Origin of the sequence: Sorangium sp. So ce176 (genome assembly GCF_051519835.1) — a bacterium.
In the GTDB taxonomy this organism is placed as follows: Bacteria; Myxococcota_A; Polyangia; order Polyangiales; family Polyangiaceae; genus Sorangium; species Sorangium cellulosum_G.
Map to the genome: position 1 here is coordinate 6,879,655 of NZ_CP150371.1, position 16,346 is coordinate 6,896,000.

Sequence of the window (16,346 nt, forward strand, 5' to 3'; positions counted from 1 at the left end):
GACACCGCCGCCCCCTCGTCGGACAGCCCTCCTCCAGCTTCGGCACAACGTCACGCCCTCGAGGCGGCGCCCCCCTCCATCCCCCCGATGGAGCGGCCAGGAGGCCGGAGGGGGGAGCGCGGGGGGGCGGGCGGGCACGGGCCGATGTCCGAGCAGATCCACGCGCGGCGCGTCCGCGCCTCGCTCGGGCGAGCCGCGCGTCCTGCGCGTTCGGCGGGCCCCCGCCCGCCCCCCCGGCTCCCCCCTCCGGCCCCTTGCCGCCGCTGCCGTTCTAGTCCTGTCCGACGACGCGCTCCCAGAGCGGATCGTTCGACGAGAAGAGCGTGTCCCGCTCCACCCGGAGGAAGCGCTGGAACTCGACGCGGCGGAGCTCGCGGTCGCTGTCGCGGTTGCCGTCCTCGTACTTCACGATCTTCACCCGCACCTGCTCGAGGAGCTGGATCCCGTTCGGCTTGTACGAGACGTCGGTGCGCAGCATGTAGCGGGCGTAGAGCCCGCGCTCCGTGACCGAGGGGACCACCGCGGTCCGCTCCAGGTCGACGGAGGCGGCCTCGATCAGCCGCCCCCTCCGCGCGAGGTAGAAGTGGGCTCGTTGCCGGCAGTCGTCGGGATCGGGGCAGCTCTTCGTCTCGGCCACGACGAGGTTGTCGTTACCGAGGCGCACCGGCGACAGCTTGGTCCCCTTCGCCGGCGCGCGGAAGCTGCCGACGCCGTAGACGTCCGCGCGATCGCCGGCCGCGCGCACGAGCGCGACGAGGCCGCCCTCGTCGCCGTTCTCGAACTTGAGGACGCGCACCCAGATCGCGCGCAGCCCCTCCGGCCCCGAGCGGATCTCGACCTCGTCAGGGTCGATCTTGCGTGGCCAGCCGGATTTCGAGATGCCGCCGCGCAGCGTCTCGTTGGCGAACACGTAGTGGCCGGTGCAGTCGACGTCGGTCGGCCCGATCCCGCGCTCCTCGCTGTAGCTGGGGACGACGATCCCCAGCCACTGATCGGCGTCGAGGGTGCGGACGGCGGCCCTGTCGCCCGCCGCGCGCCGCGCGGGCGGAAGCTGGGCGGTGCACACCGGGATCGGGTTCTGCTTGCGTGTCTGCAGCTCGCCGTGAGGCTGCTCGGGGTACGATCCGCAGCCCGTGAGGGCGGCGGCGAGCCCCAGGCCGACGACAGAGCCGAAACGAACGATGCTCACGCGCCCTTCGTATCATGCAAGGCCTCGCCGAGGCGAGTTCGCGACCGAACGCGTGGCCGGCCAGCGTGTGGCCTGCCTGCCCCGCTCGCCGGCCACACGCTGGCCGGCCACCCATTGGCCGGCCAGCCGCGTTGGCCGGCCAGGCCACCTTGTTCTCCATCTCGGCTGTCGCGCCCACCTCAGGATCGAGCCGTCGCATCGCTCATTGTCACGTCGCGCACAGTGTCCGCGGCTTCGCAACGCGCTGGACACGGCCATGCCTCCCCATCGAAGCGGTGTCACGCCGACGGAATATTTCGGCCATCGGGAACCAAGGGGCGCTCAGCGCACCCGCTGTTCTGGGACACAAAAGTCTTGACGCTCCCATATAGGGAGTTACCTTCTGGACTCCCTGCGACGAGCAGGGATAGAGATACGATGAGAGTCTTATCTCTAGTATCCAGACTCCTACTCCCGACGGGACGGACCGTCTGCCAGCGCGCAATGGGGCGTAGACTGAGCCCAGGCGGCGAGACCTTGAAGGAAGAGGCATTTGATCATGGCGTTGCAAGCTCATCTTAAGCTGAAGGGTGTCACGCAGGGTGCGATCGACGGTTCGGTCACCCAGAAGGGCCGCGAGAAGTCGGTCGCCATCATCGCGGTGCAGCATCAGATCGTGAGCCCGCGTGATCCGGCGACCGGAATGCCGAGCGGGAAGCGCCAGCACAAGCCCTTCGTGATCACGAAGGAGCTCGACAAGGCCACCCCCCTCCTCTACAACGCCTTGGTCAACAACGAGAGCATCTCGGAGTGGGAGCTCAAGTTCTACACGCCGGGTACCCAGGCGTCGAAGAACATCGGCAAGGAGCAGAACCACTACACGGTCAAGCTCACGAACGCGACCGTCGCGAGCATCGACTTCTACATGGAGAACACCCGCCGGCCCGACGCCCGGGAGATCCCCGAGTACGAGAAGATCGCCTTCACGTACCAGAAGATCGAGTGGTCGTACGACGACGGCGACGGCGCCCGCCAGGCGGACGACGACTGGGAGGCGCCGAACCAGTAGCGCCTAGCGGCTGAGGTCTCGTCGCACCGGGCGGCCTTCGGGTCGCCCGGTTGCGTTTGTCGTCCTGATCTGGGGTGCCAGGGGGCCTCAAATCAGGCATGGCCATCACGCGCAGCAGGATCAGAATGTTGGCATGCCCCTCCACGCCTACCTCAGACTCGTCGGCGCAAGACAAGGGGAAATCAGGGGTTCCGTCACGCAGAAGGGGCGTGAAGGTAGCATCCTGGTGACTGAGGTGTTCCACTCGCTTGTCGGCCCGCGCGACCCAGTGACCGGGCGCCCGACAGGCAAGCGGATGCACAAGCCATTCATCGTCACGAAGGATCTCGACCGGTCCACCCCGCACCTCCTCGACATCCTCAGCCACAACGAGAACATCCCGCACTGGCAGCTCCAGTTCTACCGGTCGGTCGCGATCGGCGTCGAGCGGCCGGTCTTCACGGTCCAGCTCACGAACGCGAACATCTCGAGCATCCAGTTCCACGTCTTCAACGTGAGGAACCCGGCGCTGGCGCGGGTGCCCGAGCAGGAGGAGGTCGCGTTCACGTACCAGAAGGTCATCTGGACCTGGAACGACGGGGGCCTCTCCGCGGAGGACGACTGGCTGACGCCCCGCTGAACGGGCGGGCTTCCGCTCGAGGCGCGAGCTGATCTACGATTGCGCCGTGGCCGGCGCATCGCTCCTTACCCGCATCATGCACGCTGCCGACCCGCATTCGACGGAGCGGCACACGTACAGGGATCACGACCTGGAGTCGGCGATCCTGGCGCACCTCGGGCACATGCTGAATACCCGCCAGGGCAGCTCGCTGACCTGCCCGGACTACGGCCTCATGGAGGTGTCCGAGGTGCTGCACGAGTTCCCCGAGGCGATCGGCCTGGTGCAGCGCTCGATCAAGAACTGCATCCAGACCTACGAGCCACGGCTGAAGAACGTCCAGGTCCGGCACCTGCGCAGCGACGCGACCCAGGCCATGGTCCTCGAGTTCGAGATCACCGCGCAGATCCAGTTCTCCGACGGCAGGCGCCAGGCGCTCCGGCTCGGCGCCGCGGTGGACCAGAGCGGCAACGTCCGGATGACGTAGGGTCCATCGGCCGCCGGGGCGCTCGGCGGTTGACACGCCTCGGCCCCGGCGGTCGACTGGCGGTGGCGAGAGGATGTTCAACAAGTACTACCAGGACGAGCTCACCTACCTGCGCGATCTGGGGCGGGAGTTCGCCGCCGCCTATCCCGGGATCGCGCCCATGCTCGCGGAGCGCGGCGGCGACCCCGACGTCGAGCGGCTGCTCGAGGGCGTCGCCTTCCTGACCGGCAAGATCCGCCAGAAGCTCGACGACGAGCTCCCCGAGGTGATCCACTCGGTCGCGTCGCTGCTCTTCCCGCACTACCTCCGTCAGATCCCGGCGACGTCGATCATCGAGTTCACGCCGCTGCCGAACGTCGTGCGCGAGAAGCTCGTCGTGGCCCGGCACGCGGAGGTCGGGTCGGTGCCGGTCGACGGCATCTCGTGCCGGTTCCGCACGACGCAGGACGTCGAGCTGGTCCCGCTCGCGGTCGAGGACGTGCGCGTCGACACGGGCGCGCAGCTCGCGCAGACGCTCCGCGTCGAGCTTCGCCTGACGGGGGGAGCCGCGCTGTCGAGCCTGTCGCTCTCGTCGCTGCGCTTCTACATCCACGGCGAGCGCCGGCTCCAGGACGACCTCCGCCTCTGGGTCGGCGCGCACGTCGACACCGTCGCGCTCGCCGCGGTCGACGCCGCGGGTCGCGACACGACGATCGCGTCGCTCCCCGCGCGCGCCGTGCGGCTCACCGGCTTCACCGACGAGGAGGCGCTGATCCCGTACCCGAAGACCGTGTACCCCGGCTTCCGCCTGCTCCAGGAGTTCTTCACGCTGCCGCAGAAGTTCGCGTTCTTCGAGGTGACCGGCCTCCAGGCGCTCTCGGCGGAGCGGATCTCCGACCGGTTCGCGATCCTGCTGCAGTTCAAGGACGGGCTCCCGCCGGGGACGCGGGTCGGCAAGGAGAACCTCCGGCTGTTCTGCTCGCCGGTCGTCAACCTGTTCGAGCACACGAGCGATCCGATCAAGCCCGAGGCCACCAAGCACGAGTACCTCTGCCGCCCGGCGGGCGCGGCGCCCTCCGCCTTCGAGATCCACAGCATCGACAAGGTCGTCGGGATCGCCCGGCGCACGAGCCAGCGCGTCGAGATCCCCTCGTTCTTCAGCTTCCAGCACGAGCTCGATCCCGAGGCCGCCGCGCGGACCATCTTCTATCAGGCGCACCTCCGCCCCGCCGCGATCGGCGACGGGATCGACATGTACCTGTCGTTCGGCTCGCCGCAGGACGCGGGGGCCCTGCCCGAGTTCGACGTGATCAGCATCGAGGCGACGAGCACGAACCGCCGCCTGCCGGCGCAGCTCAGGGTCGGCGATCTCCGGGTGCCGACGGCGACCTCTCCCGCGGTGGCGAGCTTCACCAACCTCGCCGGCGTCACCGCGCCGCTCCCGCCGCCCATCGGGCGCGAGCTGCAGTGGCGCGTGCTGGCGCACATGGCGATGAGCTACCGATCGATCACCGAGCTCGAGGTGCTCCGGGCGACGGTCGATCTCTACAATTTTCAGGCGATCGTCGACCGCCAGGCGGCGCGCGCCAACCAGCTCCGTCTGGCCGCGATCAAGTCGATCCGGGTGCGGCCGACGGATCGGCTGTACCGCGGAGCGCCCGTGCGCGGCGTGGCGGTCGACGTCGAGCTCGATGAGGGCGGGTTCGTCGGCGAGGGGGAGATGTACCTGTTCGCGAGCATCCTGAACGAGATGCTCGGGTCCTACGTCTCGCTGAACTCGTTCACGCAGCTGACGGTCACCGGCACGAACACACGCGTGGTGCACAAATGGGAGCCGAAGAGCGGCAGCCTGACCCTGATCTGAAGGCCGCTGCGTCGAGAGGCGCCGCGAGCGCCGACCCCGCCGCGCTGGAGACGCTCCGGCGCTTCGAGGCGACCGCGCCGCGCTTCTCGTACTATCGCCTCATCTACCTGCTCGAGCGGCTCTTCCCCGCCGCGCCGCCGGTGGGCCAGCTCGGGCCCGTGCAGGACGAGCGCATCCGGCTGCGCGGCGACCCGTCGCTCATCTTCGCGTCGAGCGACGTGAGCGAGCTCGCGATGGTCAAGTCGCCGGACGCGGTGCAGCGCGCGCGCGTCTCGACCACGTTCCTCGGCCTGTACGGCTCGGTGTCGCCGCTGCCGGCGTACTTCATCGAGCAGATCGCGCTGGCCGACTACCAGGGCGGGCCGCAGCCGATCCGCGAGCTCCTCGACGTCTTCCATCACCGGCTCCTGTCGCTGCTCTACCGCGCGTGGACAAAGTACCGGCTGCCCGTCACCTACCGCAAGCAGGGCGCCGATCCGTTCTCGCGCCGCATGCTCTGCGCGGTCGGGCTCGACGGGTTCCGCGACTACGAGACGCCGCTCGATCGCTTCTTCTTCCTCCGCTACGCGCCCATCCTCGCCTCGAAGTCGCGCTCGGCGCGGAGCCTCGAGACCGTGCTGTCCGAGATGCTGGGGAACATCGACGTGCGCATCGAGCAGTTCGTCGGTCACTGGACGAAGATCGAGAAGCCGTTCAGGAACAAGCTCGGCGTGATGAACCACCAGCTCGGCGAGAGCCTGACCCTGGGGCGCTACGTGTTCGACGGCTCGGGCCGCTACAAGGTCGTGCTCGGCCCCGTCGGCTACGACGAGTACCTCTCCTTCTTGCCCGGGGGCCACCGTCAGGAGCTCGTCCGCGGCATCATCGAGACGTTCACGCCGGGCATCCACGACGTGATGCTCGAGATCCACGTGGACACGGAGGAGGCGCCGCGGTTCCAGCTCGGCTCGCCGCGCGCCGCGACGCTCAAACGCACCGCGTGGATCGGCGGCTCTGCGGCGGAGCGGCTCGTGATCACGATCCCGCTCGACGACAAGCACCTCGCGGGCAGCGACGATGCGGACGACGAGGACCGGGGCGAACCCCCGCCGATGTGAGCGAGCTCGAGCGGAGCCGGAGCAGCGCGCCGCGAGCGCGACGCGCAGCGCCGGTGAGCGAGGTAGCGGCGCGCCCGATGGCCGTGAGCGCGCCCGGTGTCAGCGAGCGCGGACGCGGCTCCCGAGGGTCAGTAAACGGTGAGGCTCTGCAGCGCGGCCGTGATCTCGTCGGCGTTCGCGTCGATGTTCTGGTGGTGCACGATCTGCACGAGCAGGATGCGGCGCGGGCTCCGGATGAGGATCTCGTGGGCGAACGCCTCGGAGACGGGCTTCGAGGGGATCTTCGCCTTGACGACGTAGCTGCGCCCCTGCGTGTTCGCGGTCGCCACAGGCGCGCGACCGGAGAGGATCTCGGCGCCCTGCTCCTCGAGGTCGGCCTCGTAGCGCTTGAGCACGTCGGGCCACGGATCCTCGGGGCTGTCGATGCGCTCGTAGATCGAGAAAAGGAACTGGCGCGGGGACTGGTACGTGATGAACCGGCGCTCGGGCGTGTAGTCAGCGCCGCCGACGTTCCAGTCCATCGGGCGGCTCATGCGGACGTCGCCGTTCATGAGGCCCACGCCGATTCTGCGGGGCACACGCTCCGTGGCCGGGGCATCGAGCGGCGGGAAGTACACCTCGAAGCTCGAGTCCTTGCTGAGGAGGCCGGCCGCGCCGTGCAGGTAGAAGACGTCGTCCTGCCTGGGCGCGCTGGGCGACCCGCCGCAGCCTGCGAGCAGCGCGATCGCGGCGACGGCCGCGCAGGACGCTCCAGCGCGCCGTGGGGTGGCTGCGAGCGGACGCCTGGCGCGGAGGGCGGGGGCGTGCGCGAGCATCGGCATTCCGGGGTGCCTCATCGGCCGAACTCTAGGCCAGCGGGGGCGCGCCAGCCAAATGTTCGCAGAGGAGTTTGCCCTCGAGGCGTCCCGCATTGAATGATTGCCCGGCCCGGGTAGCGCTGCGCCCGCCGATCGAGGCGGCGCTCCAGGTGCCGCGAGAGAGCCATGTCGAACGAAAGCAAACCGAGCCGCAAGGACGCGCCCGCCGGAGCACCGGCGGCGAGCGCGCCGAGCCCCCCCCGCAGCATGAGCCCCGATCGCGAGCGTCCGGCGCCCAGCCGCCGCGCGCCCCGACGCCCTGCGCTGGCAGCGGCCCTCGCGCTTGCGCTGGGGGTCCCGGCGTGCAGCGGCATCGACGCCGGCGTCGAATACCCGAGCGACCTGCCCGACATCGACAGGTACCTCTTGACACCCGAGAACGGCGCCGATCCGTCGCTCACGCTGGGCGAGTTCAAGGTCGGCCCCGAGACGTGCCAGGGCGTCGACACGCACCCGGTCACCCAGAAGCTCTCGCCCGACGACCTCACCCGCTTCCTCGCGGCGCAGGGCGCCGGGAGCATCGCCCCGAAGCAGGCGCGGTCGAACCTGTACTGGTTCGACTTCCCGTCGAGCGACAAGTCGTTCGTCCGGCTGCGCCTCGCGGTGCTCGAGGACCCGAAGCACGCCACGCAGGATCTCCACGACGCGGTGCTGCAGCACGGTCCGGGCTGGTGGGGCGTCCGCCGCTCGAACCTCGCCGTGCTCGCGCCGAAGGCGGGCCTGAGGGAGGCGATGGCGTTCGCCATCAAGTACAAGCTCGTCTGCTGGGGGGTGTTCACGTACGCGGGCCACGACGACGCGTACGTCGTCCCCGGGCCGTACGCCGAGCTGTGAGCCTCCGCCGCCCGCGCGCGGGCGGCGGAGGCGCACGCCGGTGTCGCTGCGGGCGACCTCTGCGAGTCTGGCCTACCCGCAGGGAGACCGCGTAGACTGCGCCCATGCGCCGTTACGTCTTGCTCGCCGCCGCCGTCGCCCCGCTCCTCGCCGTGACCGCAGCCGTCTCTGTGCCCGGTTGTGGCGAGGAGTTCGAGAACATCTGCGTGTTCCTCGACGACTCGAGCAGCTGCTATCACAAATTCCGGGTCGATACGTCAGATCAGTGCTGGCCCTCGAACGAGAGCTCACCAAGCGGCACCTTCGCAAGCCGAGAGACGCTCGACGTCTGCTTCCTGGATGGTGGCGGGCAAATCGTCTTCGATCCGCCTCTTGACATTACCGCGTTCCCACCGACAAGCGTCGCGTTCAAGCGCCTCGATGCCCAAGCAACCGAGTGCGGTTCTGTCACGCTCTCTGGCGAATTCAGCTACTCGGTGACCGTTCAGGTGCCCTGCACCGCCGAGGACGTGGACGCTGGCGCGAAAGAGTGCGCGGATGCCGATACCGACAGCACCAGCAAGATCGGCAGGACCATCGCACTGGCGACTCCAGAGGGTAGGGACACCCTCGACGTGAGTTGCGCTGACGGGACATCGCACCACTTCAATCGCGCCGACATCCAGGAGTGCGCGGATAGAGGACAAGACAAGCTGCAGCCTCGAGCCGTGCTGGAGGCGAGCCCTGGCAACCAGCCTCCGCCGGAGGCCGACCCGGCGGCGCCGGAGACGGTGGAGACCTATGGGGGGTTCATCAAGCTCAGCATTCACTACCCGCAGAGCGGGGCGACGGTGGAGGTGAAGGAGAACGATAAAATCGTGAAGCAGGTCTCCGAGGGCCCTGCAGTGATCGAATACTTCAATTGCCGCATCCCGCCTCCTGCGCCGATCTGCGCGAATGGTCAGAAGGACGGCCTCGAGACCGACGTAGACTGCGGAGGCACGCTTTGCGGCAGGCGGTGCGACGATGGTCAATCGTGTGCTGTGAATGGAGATTGCGCAGGAATGCCATGTGCGCTCGACAGCAGCGGATTCCTCAAATGCCAGGCGCCTGACAGCAGCAACGCAGGTGCTACCACGGGCGGCGGCGCCGGTGCCGACGGCTCGGGTGGCGCAGGCGGACAGTAACCCTGGTTGGTATCAGGCCGAGGCGTCGATCGGCTACCGCCTGCCGGGCCGCACCGCTGGCCACGCGCAGCCGACAGGATCGCTCTGGGCTGGCCACCTCGACTTCTACGCCAGAAGCATTGCAGCTCGCCCGCCGAGGCGCCCCTCTCTTCCGCTGCAGGCGCAGAGCTGCCTTTGGGTCGAGGCGGGACGCTTCAGCTCACGCCACCAGCACCTTCACCACGAACGTCGTGCTCCCGAGCCGTAGCCGATCGTTGTCGCGGAGCTGCCGGCGCTCGCCCTGCGCGAGGCGCTGCTCGTTGACGAAGGTGCCGTTCCGCGAGCCGTCGTCCTCGATGAAGACCTGGCCCGTCGTCGGGTCCGCATGGAGCGACGCATGACGGGAGGAGGCGCTCGCGTCGGCGAGCCCGATCCCCGTCCCCGGGTCCGCCCCGGCGCGCCCGATCTGGGTGCGGCCGCTGTGGATCGGCCAGAAGCTGCCGCCCGGATCGTTCTGGAACGTCACGATGAAGCCGACGAGGACGCGCGACGGCTGCGCCGACACCTGCGGTGCCACGCCCGGCATCGCGCCCTGAACCACCGGCGGCGCGACGATCGCCGGCGCCCTGACCTGGACCGCCGCGGGCACCCCGCCCTGCACCAGCGGCGGCGGCGCCATCGCGCCTCCCTGCACCAGCGGCGGCGGCGCCACCAGCCCCGGCGTCGCCGCGGGCACCCCGCCCTGCACCAGCGGCGGCGGCGCCACCGCGCCTCCCTGCACCAGCGGCGGCGGCGCCACCAGCCCCGGCGTGACCATCGGCGGGGGCGCGACCATCTGCGGGGGCGCGCCGAACACCGGCGCCTGCGACACGGGCTGCTGCCCCATCGCGCCGCCGAGGGCCGCGCCGGGCACCATGCCCGGGATCGGCGACGCAAGCGGCGGCTGGGCAGGCGTGACCCCCGGCGTGTTCACCGGAGGAGACGACGGCTGCGACGTGAGCCCCGCCGAGGGCGCTGCGCGCGCCCACGGAGAGACCGGGAAGGGAGCGTCGGCGCCCGTCGAGAACGGGATGGCGCCGCCAGGCGAGGCAGGCGCAGCAAGGCTGCCCCCGAGCCCGACCGGCTGGGGCGGAGGCGGATAGGCGCCCTGCCCGCCCCCCATCGCGCCGTAGCCCGGTGACACCGGCTGCGGCACCGCGGCGCCGTAGCCGGAGACGCCCGGCTGCCCCGGGTAGCCCGGAGGGCCTGGCTGAGCATAGGCGCCCCCCGCCTGCACCGGCGGCGGCGCGACCGGAACAGAGGCTCCGGGAGATGCGCCGGCCACGCTCGCGCCACACATCGAGCAGGCAGTGTCGGTCTCCTTGAGCATCCACGCGCAATTCGGGCACGGCCTCATGCGTCGACGAGGCTACCGATTCGCTTGACATCCGTCGAGACGAAAGGCCGACGGCAGGAGCGCGCGCAGCGCGCATGGTGAGCGCGGATGCTGTGATGCGCGGGTGGTGCGACGCGATGCAGGTGTCGTTCGGTGAAGCGGAGGCGTGATGCGAAGCCAGGGCGCCGCGCGCACAGCGGCTGAGAGGGCGAGACGCCGCGCGCACAGCGGGCGCCATCGCGCCCACGACCCTCTTGACGAAAAAAAGCGCCGCGCGTTCAAGCCGCGCGGCGCCCTCGGAGACAGGTCGCTCAGCGATCAGTTGCTGGCGATCGAGCTCTTCTCCGACTTCTCGAGATCCTTCTTCTCGCCGTCCTTCGACTCCTCGGCCACGGGCGCGGGCTCGGGCAGCCGCTCGAGCGCGGCCTCGAGGACCTGCTCCATCCGGCTGACGAAGAAGAACTGCAGCTCGTCCACGACCTCCTTCGGGACCTCCTCGAGGTCCGCCCGGTTGCGCTCGGGGACGATGATGCGCTTGATACCGGCGCGGTGCGCCGCGAGCACCTTCTCCTTCAGGCCGCCGATCGGGAGCACCCTGCCGCGGAGCGTGATCTCGCCCGTCATCGCGACGTCGTGGCGGACCTTGATCCCGGTGAGGAGCGAGACGAGCGCCGTGAACATCGTCACACCCGCGCTCGGCCCATCCTTGGGCATCGCGCCGGCGGGGATGTGGATGTGCAGGTCGCTCTTCTCGAGGAAGTCCTTCGCGATGCCGTACCTCGCCGCGTTGCTGCGCACGAAGGACAGCGCCGCCTGCGCCGACTCCTTCATCACGTCGCCGAGCTGGCCGGTGAGCTGGAGCTTGCCCGTGCCGTACATCCTCGTCGCCTCGATGAAGAGGATCTCCCCGCCGACGCTCGTCCACGCGAGGCCCGTCGCGACGCCGGTCTCGGCGGTGCGCTCGGCGACCTCGCTCGTGTACTTCGCCGAGCCGAGGAACTCGTGCAGATCGTCCTCGTTGTCGACGCGCCGCTTCTGCGTGTCGCCCTCCGCCACCTTCACCGCCACGCCGCGGATGACGCCCGCGATCTGCCGCTCGAGCGAGCGGACACCGGCCTCGCGCGTGTAGTGATCGATGATCTCCTCCAGCGCCTTGTCCGTGACCTCGAGCTGCTCGGTCGTGAGCCCGTGCTCGGAGAGCTGCTTCGGCAGCAGGTGCTGCCGCGCGATCGCGAGCTTCTCCTTCCGCGTGTAGCCGGGGATCTCCAGGATCTCCATGCGGTCGCGGAGAGGCGGCGGGATCGGATCCGCCACGTTCGCGGTCGCGACGAACATCACGTGCGACAGGTCGTACGGGATCTCCAGGTAGTGATCCGCGAACGTGTTGTTCTGCTCCGGGTCGAGCACCTCGAGGAGCGCCGCCGAGGGGTCGCCCCGGAAGTCGTGCCCGATCTTGTCGACCTCATCCATCATGAAGACCGGGTTGATCATCCCCGACTTCTTCATGCCCTGGATGATCTGGCCAGGGAGCGCGCCGACGTAGGTGCGCCGGTGGCCGCGGATCGCCGCCTCGTCGTGCACGCCGCCGAGCGAGACGCGGTGGAACTTGCGGCCGAGGGCGCGCGCGATGCTCCGGCCGAGCGAGGTCTTGCCGACGCCGGGCGGACCGAGCAGGCAGAGGATCGGCCCCTTCTTGTCCTGCTTCAGCTTACGGACCGCGAGGTACTCGAGGATGCGCTTCTTGACCTTCTCGAGGCCGTAGTGATCCTCGTCGAGCACCTTGCGGACACTGCCGATGTCGAGGTTGTCCTGCGTCGACTGCGTCCAGGGCACGTCGAGGATCCAGTCGAGGTACGTCCGCACCACGGTGTACTCGGCCGAGCCGACCTGCATCGTGCGCAGCCGCTTGAGCTGCTTCTTCGCGACCGTCTCCGCCTCGGTCGGCAGGTTCGCCTTCGCGATGCGATCCTCGAGGCCGTCGAGATCGCCCTGATCGCCGTCGTCCTCGCCGAGCTCCTCCTTGATCGCCTTGAGCTGCTGGCGCAGGACGTACTCGCGCTGGTTCTTGCCCATCTCCTCCTTGATCTGGGAGTTGATGCGTTCGCGCATCTTCAGGATCTCGAGCTGCCGGGTGAGCAGCCGGAGCACCTTGCGGATGCGCTCCTTGACGTCGATCGTCTCGATGAGCTGCGCCTTCTCCTCGACCGGGGCGTCCAGGTTGGCCGCGACGAGATCGGCGAGCGCGCCGGGCGCCTGGATGGAGTCGATGAGCGAACCCGCCTCGCGCGGCAGCTCGGGCATGAGCTGGATGACCTGCTTCGCGATGTCGCGCAGGCTCATCGCGAGCGCCTCGGCCTCGACGTCCTCCGTCGCGGGCTCGTCCATGCGGCGGATCTTCGCGCGCAGGTACGGCGTGTGGGCGGTGACGCTGTCGAGCCGGATCCGCGTCAGGCCCTGCAGGATCAGCGAGTAGTTGCCGGAGCTGTGCTTGAGCGCCTTCAGCACGCGGGCGGCGCAGCCCATCGGGTACAGGTCTTCAGCCCCGGGATCGTCGGTCGACGGATCGCGCTGGGCAAAGATCGCGATGACCGGGCCGGGGAGGTTGTCGACATCCTCGACCAGCGCGACCGACTTCTCGCGGCCGACATCGAAGGGCGCAACGGCGCCCGGGAACAGGACCGCATTGCGAATCGGCAGGACCGGCAGCTCGTCGCCGAAGACGACCTCTTCTTCGGAGCGCGGCGGCATCGGCGGGTTCTTTTTCTCGGACATGGCGATCTCCTCTAGGCACCCGACCGGGGGAGGTAAACCCCTTCATGAACCTGCGGCCGGGCCGCGCGCTCGACGCGCGCCCCGGTCATCTTGGCTTGCATCCAGACGGATGAGACTCGTGCGACGCGGAGCCCTGCTGGCGTGAAGACAGCCCGCGAGGCTACGGGAGCTCACCATAGACACGGCGCATGCCGCGTGCCACAGCCCTGGCCATTTTTTTGAATGAGGATACGCTGCGGTCAGCTCCGACCTGCAGCGCTCGCCCGTTGGGCGACGCGGCGCAGGATCCCCCGCGGCGGATGCGCGGCGGAGAGGACCGATCGCCGGAGCCCTCGCTGAACGATGATCGATCCCCTGCTCGGCCTCGGCGCGCTCGCGCTCGCGATGCTCAGCCTGCCAGCGGCGCCCTCCCTCGATCCCGGGCCCAGCGCGGCGTGCCCGGCGGACATGCGGCTCGTCACCGGCACGCACCATGACGATGTGCAGCATGTCTGCGTCGAGCCGGTCAAGAGCGGCAAGGCGACCCACTGCTTCGCTTACTGGGAAGACATCACCGCCGAGGAGGGGCCGGCGATCGAGATCTCTGTGTGCATGGACCAGTTCGAGGCGCCGAACCAGCGAGGCGCGAAGCCGCTCGTGATGCAGTCGTTCGAGATGGCGACCGCCTGGTGCGCGGCGCGCGGCAAGCGCGTGTGCGCCGAGCAGGAGTGGGAGCTCGCGTGCGAGGGCCCCGAGCGGCGTCCGCTCGTCTATGGCTGGCGCGTCGACAGGGCGGTCTGCAACAGCGGCAAGGCCTGGCGGCAGGTCAACGAGCGGAAGCTCGGCGCCTCCGGCGAGGTCGCGCAGCGCGAGGTGGAGCGGCTCTGGCAAGGCGCCCCGAGCGGCACCTACCCGGGGTGCGCGTCGGCCTTCGGCATCTTCGACATGATGGGCAACGTCGAGGAGTGGGTCGCGTCGCGCCGCGGGCGCCGGTGGCCAGGCGCGCTCATGGGAGGCTTCTGGGCCAAGCCGTGGACGGGGTGCCGCGGTACGAACGACGCGCACGACCCGAAGTTCGTGTTCTATGAGACGGGCTTCCGGTGCTGCGCGGACCCGCGCCCGACGTCGGTGCCGAGCGCGGCGACACGCGGTGGCGAGGAAGAGCGCGGCGGTCCGCCGGCGACGCGGCCCTGACGCCGCGCCGCCGCGGCGGAGCTCGCCGCGAAGAAGACGGCCAGGAGGCGCGCAGCTCCTGCTAGAGCTAGGGCGTGCGCGCGCTCTTCTTCGGAACCCCCGCCATCGCCGTGCCCTCGCTCGAGGCGCTCGCGTCGGTCGCCAACGTCGTCGGCGTCGTCTGCCAGCCGGATCGGCCGGCCGGGCGCGGGCTCGAGCTGAAGGCGCCGCCGGTCAAGGTGAAGGCGGGGGAGCTCGGCATCCCGGTGGTGCAGCCCGAGAAGATCCGCACGCCCGAGTTCGCCGCGTGGGCGCGGGACGCCGCGGCCGACGTCGCGCTGGTGATCGCCTACGGGCGCATCCTGCCGAGGGCGGTGCTCGAGGCGCCGCGGCGCGGCTGCATGAACCTGCACGCGTCGATCTTGCCGCGCTACCGCGGCGCCGCGCCGATCACGTGGGCGATCGTCGGGGGCGAGGCGGAGACGGGCATCTCGCTGATGCAGATGGACGAGGGCATGGACACGGGGCCGGTCTACGCGGTGCACCGCACGCCGATCGGCCAAGGTACGACCGCCGATGAGCTCGCGGTCGAGCTCGGCGCGCTCGCGGCGCGCGTCGTGCGCGAGGACCTCCGCCGCGCTGTCGACGGTGAGCTCGAGCTGACGCCGCAGGACCACGCCGCGGCGACGCACGCGCCGCTCCTGAAGAAGGAGGACGGGCGCATCCGGTGGGACCGGAGCGCACGGCAGGTCCACGATCACATCCGGGGGATGACCTCGTGGCCAGGCGCCTTCACGACGATCGAGGGCAAGGCGCTCAAGGTGCTGGCGGCGCGCGTCGAGAGCGAGGCCGCGCACGGCGAGGCGCCGCCGGGGACGGTGGTGATGGCCGCCCGCGGCGTCGTGATCGTCGCCTGCGGATCGGGCGCGATCCAGATCCTGCGGGCTCAGGCCGAGGGACGGAAGCCGCTCGCGGCCGCGGATCTCGTGGCCGGGCGGACGCTGCAGACGGGGATGGTGCTCGGTCGCTGAGCCGTGGGCGCGACGCGCCTCCGGCGCTCCGGCGTCACGGCCCTGCCGGGTGCCATATCGTCTTCATCTCGACGAACCGCTCGATCCAGCGGGGCGACGTCGCCGCCCTGTCGTCGAACCACGCCGCCTCGTCGAGCGCGCGGGCGCGCACCCGCTTGACCGTGGCGGCGGCCGCCTCCTCGAGGCGCCTTTGCAGGGCCGCGTCCACGCCGTGCAGATCGAGCGCCGCGACCTCCATGTGCGCGGCGAGGTGCGGCAGCACCTCCGCGAGCTGGCCGGTGAGGATGTTGACGACGCCGCCCGGGAGATCGCTCGTGGCGAGCGCCTCGCTGAAGACAAGGGGCGTGCGCGGATCCACCTCGCTCGCGAGCACGACGCAGGTGTTGCCGCCGGTGATCACCGGCAAGAGGGAGCTCGCGAGGCCGAGGAGCGCCGGGCGCGGCGGCGCCGCGATGACGACGACCCCCATCGGCTCGGGCACCGTGAAGGTGAAGTGCGGGCCGGCGACCGGGTTCAGGCTGGCGAAGAGGCTCTGGTACTTGTCGGCCCAGCCAGCGTAGGCGACCGCGCGATCGATCGTCGACAGGACCTCGCGCTCCGCGGCGCCGGCGTCGAGCCCGCCGCGCTCGAGCGAGGCCGCGAGCTCCGCGCGCCGCGCCTCGAGCATCTCGGCGAGGCGGTAGAGGATCTGCCCGCGGTTGAAGGCCGAGCGCGACGACCAGCCCCCGAGCGCGCCGGCGGCCGCGAGCACCGCGTCGCGCCCATCCTTGCGGGACGCGCGCGGAATGTTCTCGACCGCGCCCGCGCCGCCGTGATCGCGCACCTGCGTGTACCTCCCGGATTCCGAGCGCACGAACGCGCCGCCCACGAACATCTTGTACGCCTTGCGCACGCCGACCCGCGCGCCCGCCTCGCCCG

General features: G+C 70.2%; 14 protein-coding genes. 9 read left to right on the forward strand and 5 right to left on the reverse strand.

All coding sequences use genetic code 11. From position 1 onward, the window contains the following. Nucleotides 1–271: 271 nt before the first annotated feature. Nucleotides 272–1,189: a hypothetical protein gene (locus WMF42_RS25720; RefSeq protein ID WP_434041214.1), complete on the reverse strand. Its 918-nt coding sequence runs from the start codon at nt 1,187–1,189 to the stop codon at nt 272–274. Between the two features lie 538 nt (nt 1,190–1,727). Here WMF42_RS25720 and WMF42_RS25725 point away from each other — a divergent pair. The 5 genes from WMF42_RS25725 to tssG all read left to right on the forward strand — a co-directional run bounded on the left by WMF42_RS25725 (nt 1,728) and on the right by tssG (nt 6,262). Then, entirely contained in the window at nt 1,728–2,237 is a 510-nt protein-coding gene (locus WMF42_RS25725) for an Hcp family type VI secretion system effector (RefSeq protein ID WP_061613250.1), read from the forward strand. 133 nt (nt 2,238–2,370) lie between these two features. After that, the gene (gene tssD, locus WMF42_RS25730) at nt 2,371–2,856 is read left to right on the forward strand and encodes a type VI secretion system tube protein TssD (RefSeq protein WP_061613249.1); all 486 of its coding nucleotides are present in this window, start codon (nt 2,371–2,373) and stop codon (nt 2,854–2,856) included. A 46-nt stretch (nt 2,857–2,902) separates the two neighbouring features. Then, entirely contained in the window at nt 2,903–3,322 is a 420-nt protein-coding gene (gene tssE, locus WMF42_RS25735; protein ID WP_061613248.1) for a type VI secretion system baseplate subunit TssE, read from the forward strand. 73 nt (nt 3,323–3,395) lie between these two features. After that, nucleotides 3,396–5,165: a type VI secretion system baseplate subunit TssF gene (tssF, locus tag WMF42_RS25740; protein WP_061613247.1), complete on the forward strand. Its 1,770-nt coding sequence runs from the start codon at nt 3,396–3,398 to the stop codon at nt 5,163–5,165. After that, entirely contained in the window at nt 5,129–6,262 is a 1,134-nt protein-coding gene (tssG, locus tag WMF42_RS25745; RefSeq protein WP_437685364.1) for a type VI secretion system baseplate subunit TssG, read from the forward strand. Before tssF ends, tssG begins: the two co-directional genes overlap by 37 nt. Nucleotides 6,263–6,390: 128 nt before the next feature. Here the strand turns inward: tssG and WMF42_RS25750 are convergent, their stop codons facing one another. Next, nucleotides 6,391–7,098 carry a hypothetical protein gene (locus WMF42_RS25750; RefSeq protein WP_233562694.1) on the reverse strand — a complete coding sequence of 236 codons (708 nt, stop codon included), beginning with the start codon at nt 7,096–7,098 and terminating at the stop codon, nt 6,391–6,393. Between the two features lie 147 nt (nt 7,099–7,245). Between WMF42_RS25750 and WMF42_RS25755 the strand changes: the two genes are divergently transcribed. Then, entirely contained in the window at nt 7,246–7,953 is a 708-nt protein-coding gene (locus tag WMF42_RS25755; RefSeq protein WP_233562693.1) for a hypothetical protein, read from the forward strand. A gap of 104 nt (nt 7,954–8,057) precedes the next feature. Next, the gene (locus WMF42_RS25760) at nt 8,058–9,119 is read left to right on the forward strand and encodes a hypothetical protein (RefSeq protein WP_061613244.1); all 1,062 of its coding nucleotides are present in this window, start codon (nt 8,058–8,060) and stop codon (nt 9,117–9,119) included. 199 nt (nt 9,120–9,318) lie between these two features. Here the strand turns inward: WMF42_RS25760 and WMF42_RS25765 are convergent, their stop codons facing one another. Together WMF42_RS25765 and lon are read right to left on the reverse strand one after the other, a co-directional pair. Next, nucleotides 9,319–10,422, reverse strand: a complete 1,104-nt coding sequence (locus tag WMF42_RS25765) for an FHA domain-containing protein (protein ID WP_437685367.1) — start codon at nt 10,420–10,422, stop codon at nt 9,319–9,321. A gap of 369 nt (nt 10,423–10,791) precedes the next feature. Further along, nucleotides 10,792–13,245 (reverse strand): endopeptidase La, encoded by a 2,454-nt coding sequence (gene lon, locus WMF42_RS25770; RefSeq protein ID WP_061611340.1) that lies wholly within the window; start codon nt 13,243–13,245, stop codon nt 10,792–10,794. A 342-nt stretch (nt 13,246–13,587) separates the two neighbouring features. On the opposite strand from lon, the gene WMF42_RS25775 reads away from it, so the two are divergent. Beyond that, entirely contained in the window at nt 13,588–14,418 is an 831-nt protein-coding gene (locus tag WMF42_RS25775) for a formylglycine-generating enzyme family protein (RefSeq protein WP_437685369.1), read from the forward strand. Nucleotides 14,419–14,492: 74 nt separating this feature from the next. Beyond that, nucleotides 14,493–15,428: a methionyl-tRNA formyltransferase gene (gene fmt, locus WMF42_RS25780; RefSeq protein ID WP_061611338.1), complete on the forward strand. Its 936-nt coding sequence runs from the start codon at nt 14,493–14,495 to the stop codon at nt 15,426–15,428. A 34-nt stretch (nt 15,429–15,462) separates the two neighbouring features. On the opposite strand, the gene WMF42_RS25785 is transcribed toward fmt, so the two are convergent. Further along, nucleotides 15,463–16,302, reverse strand: coding sequence for an aldehyde dehydrogenase family protein (locus tag WMF42_RS25785; RefSeq protein ID WP_437694344.1), 840 nt, complete (start codon nt 16,300–16,302; stop codon nt 15,463–15,465). Nucleotides 16,303–16,346 lie beyond the last annotated feature (44 nt).

Bases quoted from the DNA above. Each gene is read 5' to 3' on its own strand.
- WMF42_RS25725 (WP_061613250.1), top strand. From the start codon at position 1,728: ATGGCGTTGCAAGCTCATCTTAAGCTGAAGGGTGTCACGCAGGGTGCG.
- tssD (WP_061613249.1), top strand. From the start codon at position 2,371: ATGCCCCTCCACGCCTACCTCAGACTCGTCGGCGCAAGACAAGGGGAA.
- tssF (WP_061613247.1), top strand. From the start codon at position 3,396: ATGTTCAACAAGTACTACCAGGACGAGCTCACCTACCTGCGCGATCTG.
- tssG (WP_437685364.1), top strand. From the start codon at position 5,129: ATGGGAGCCGAAGAGCGGCAGCCTGACCCTGATCTGAAGGCCGCTGCG.
- WMF42_RS25750 (WP_233562694.1), bottom strand. From the start codon at position 7,098: ATGAGGCACCCCGGAATGCCGATGCTCGCGCACGCCCCCGCCCTCCGC.
- WMF42_RS25755 (WP_233562693.1), top strand. From the start codon at position 7,246: ATGTCGAACGAAAGCAAACCGAGCCGCAAGGACGCGCCCGCCGGAGCA.
- WMF42_RS25760 (WP_061613244.1), top strand. From the start codon at position 8,058: ATGCGCCGTTACGTCTTGCTCGCCGCCGCCGTCGCCCCGCTCCTCGCC.
- lon (WP_061611340.1), bottom strand. From the start codon at position 13,245: ATGTCCGAGAAAAAGAACCCGCCGATGCCGCCGCGCTCCGAAGAAGAG.
- WMF42_RS25775 (WP_437685369.1), top strand. From the start codon at position 13,588: ATGATCGATCCCCTGCTCGGCCTCGGCGCGCTCGCGCTCGCGATGCTC.
- WMF42_RS25785 (WP_437694344.1), bottom strand. From the start codon at position 16,302: ATGTTCGTGGGCGGCGCGTTCGTGCGCTCGGAATCCGGGAGGTACACG.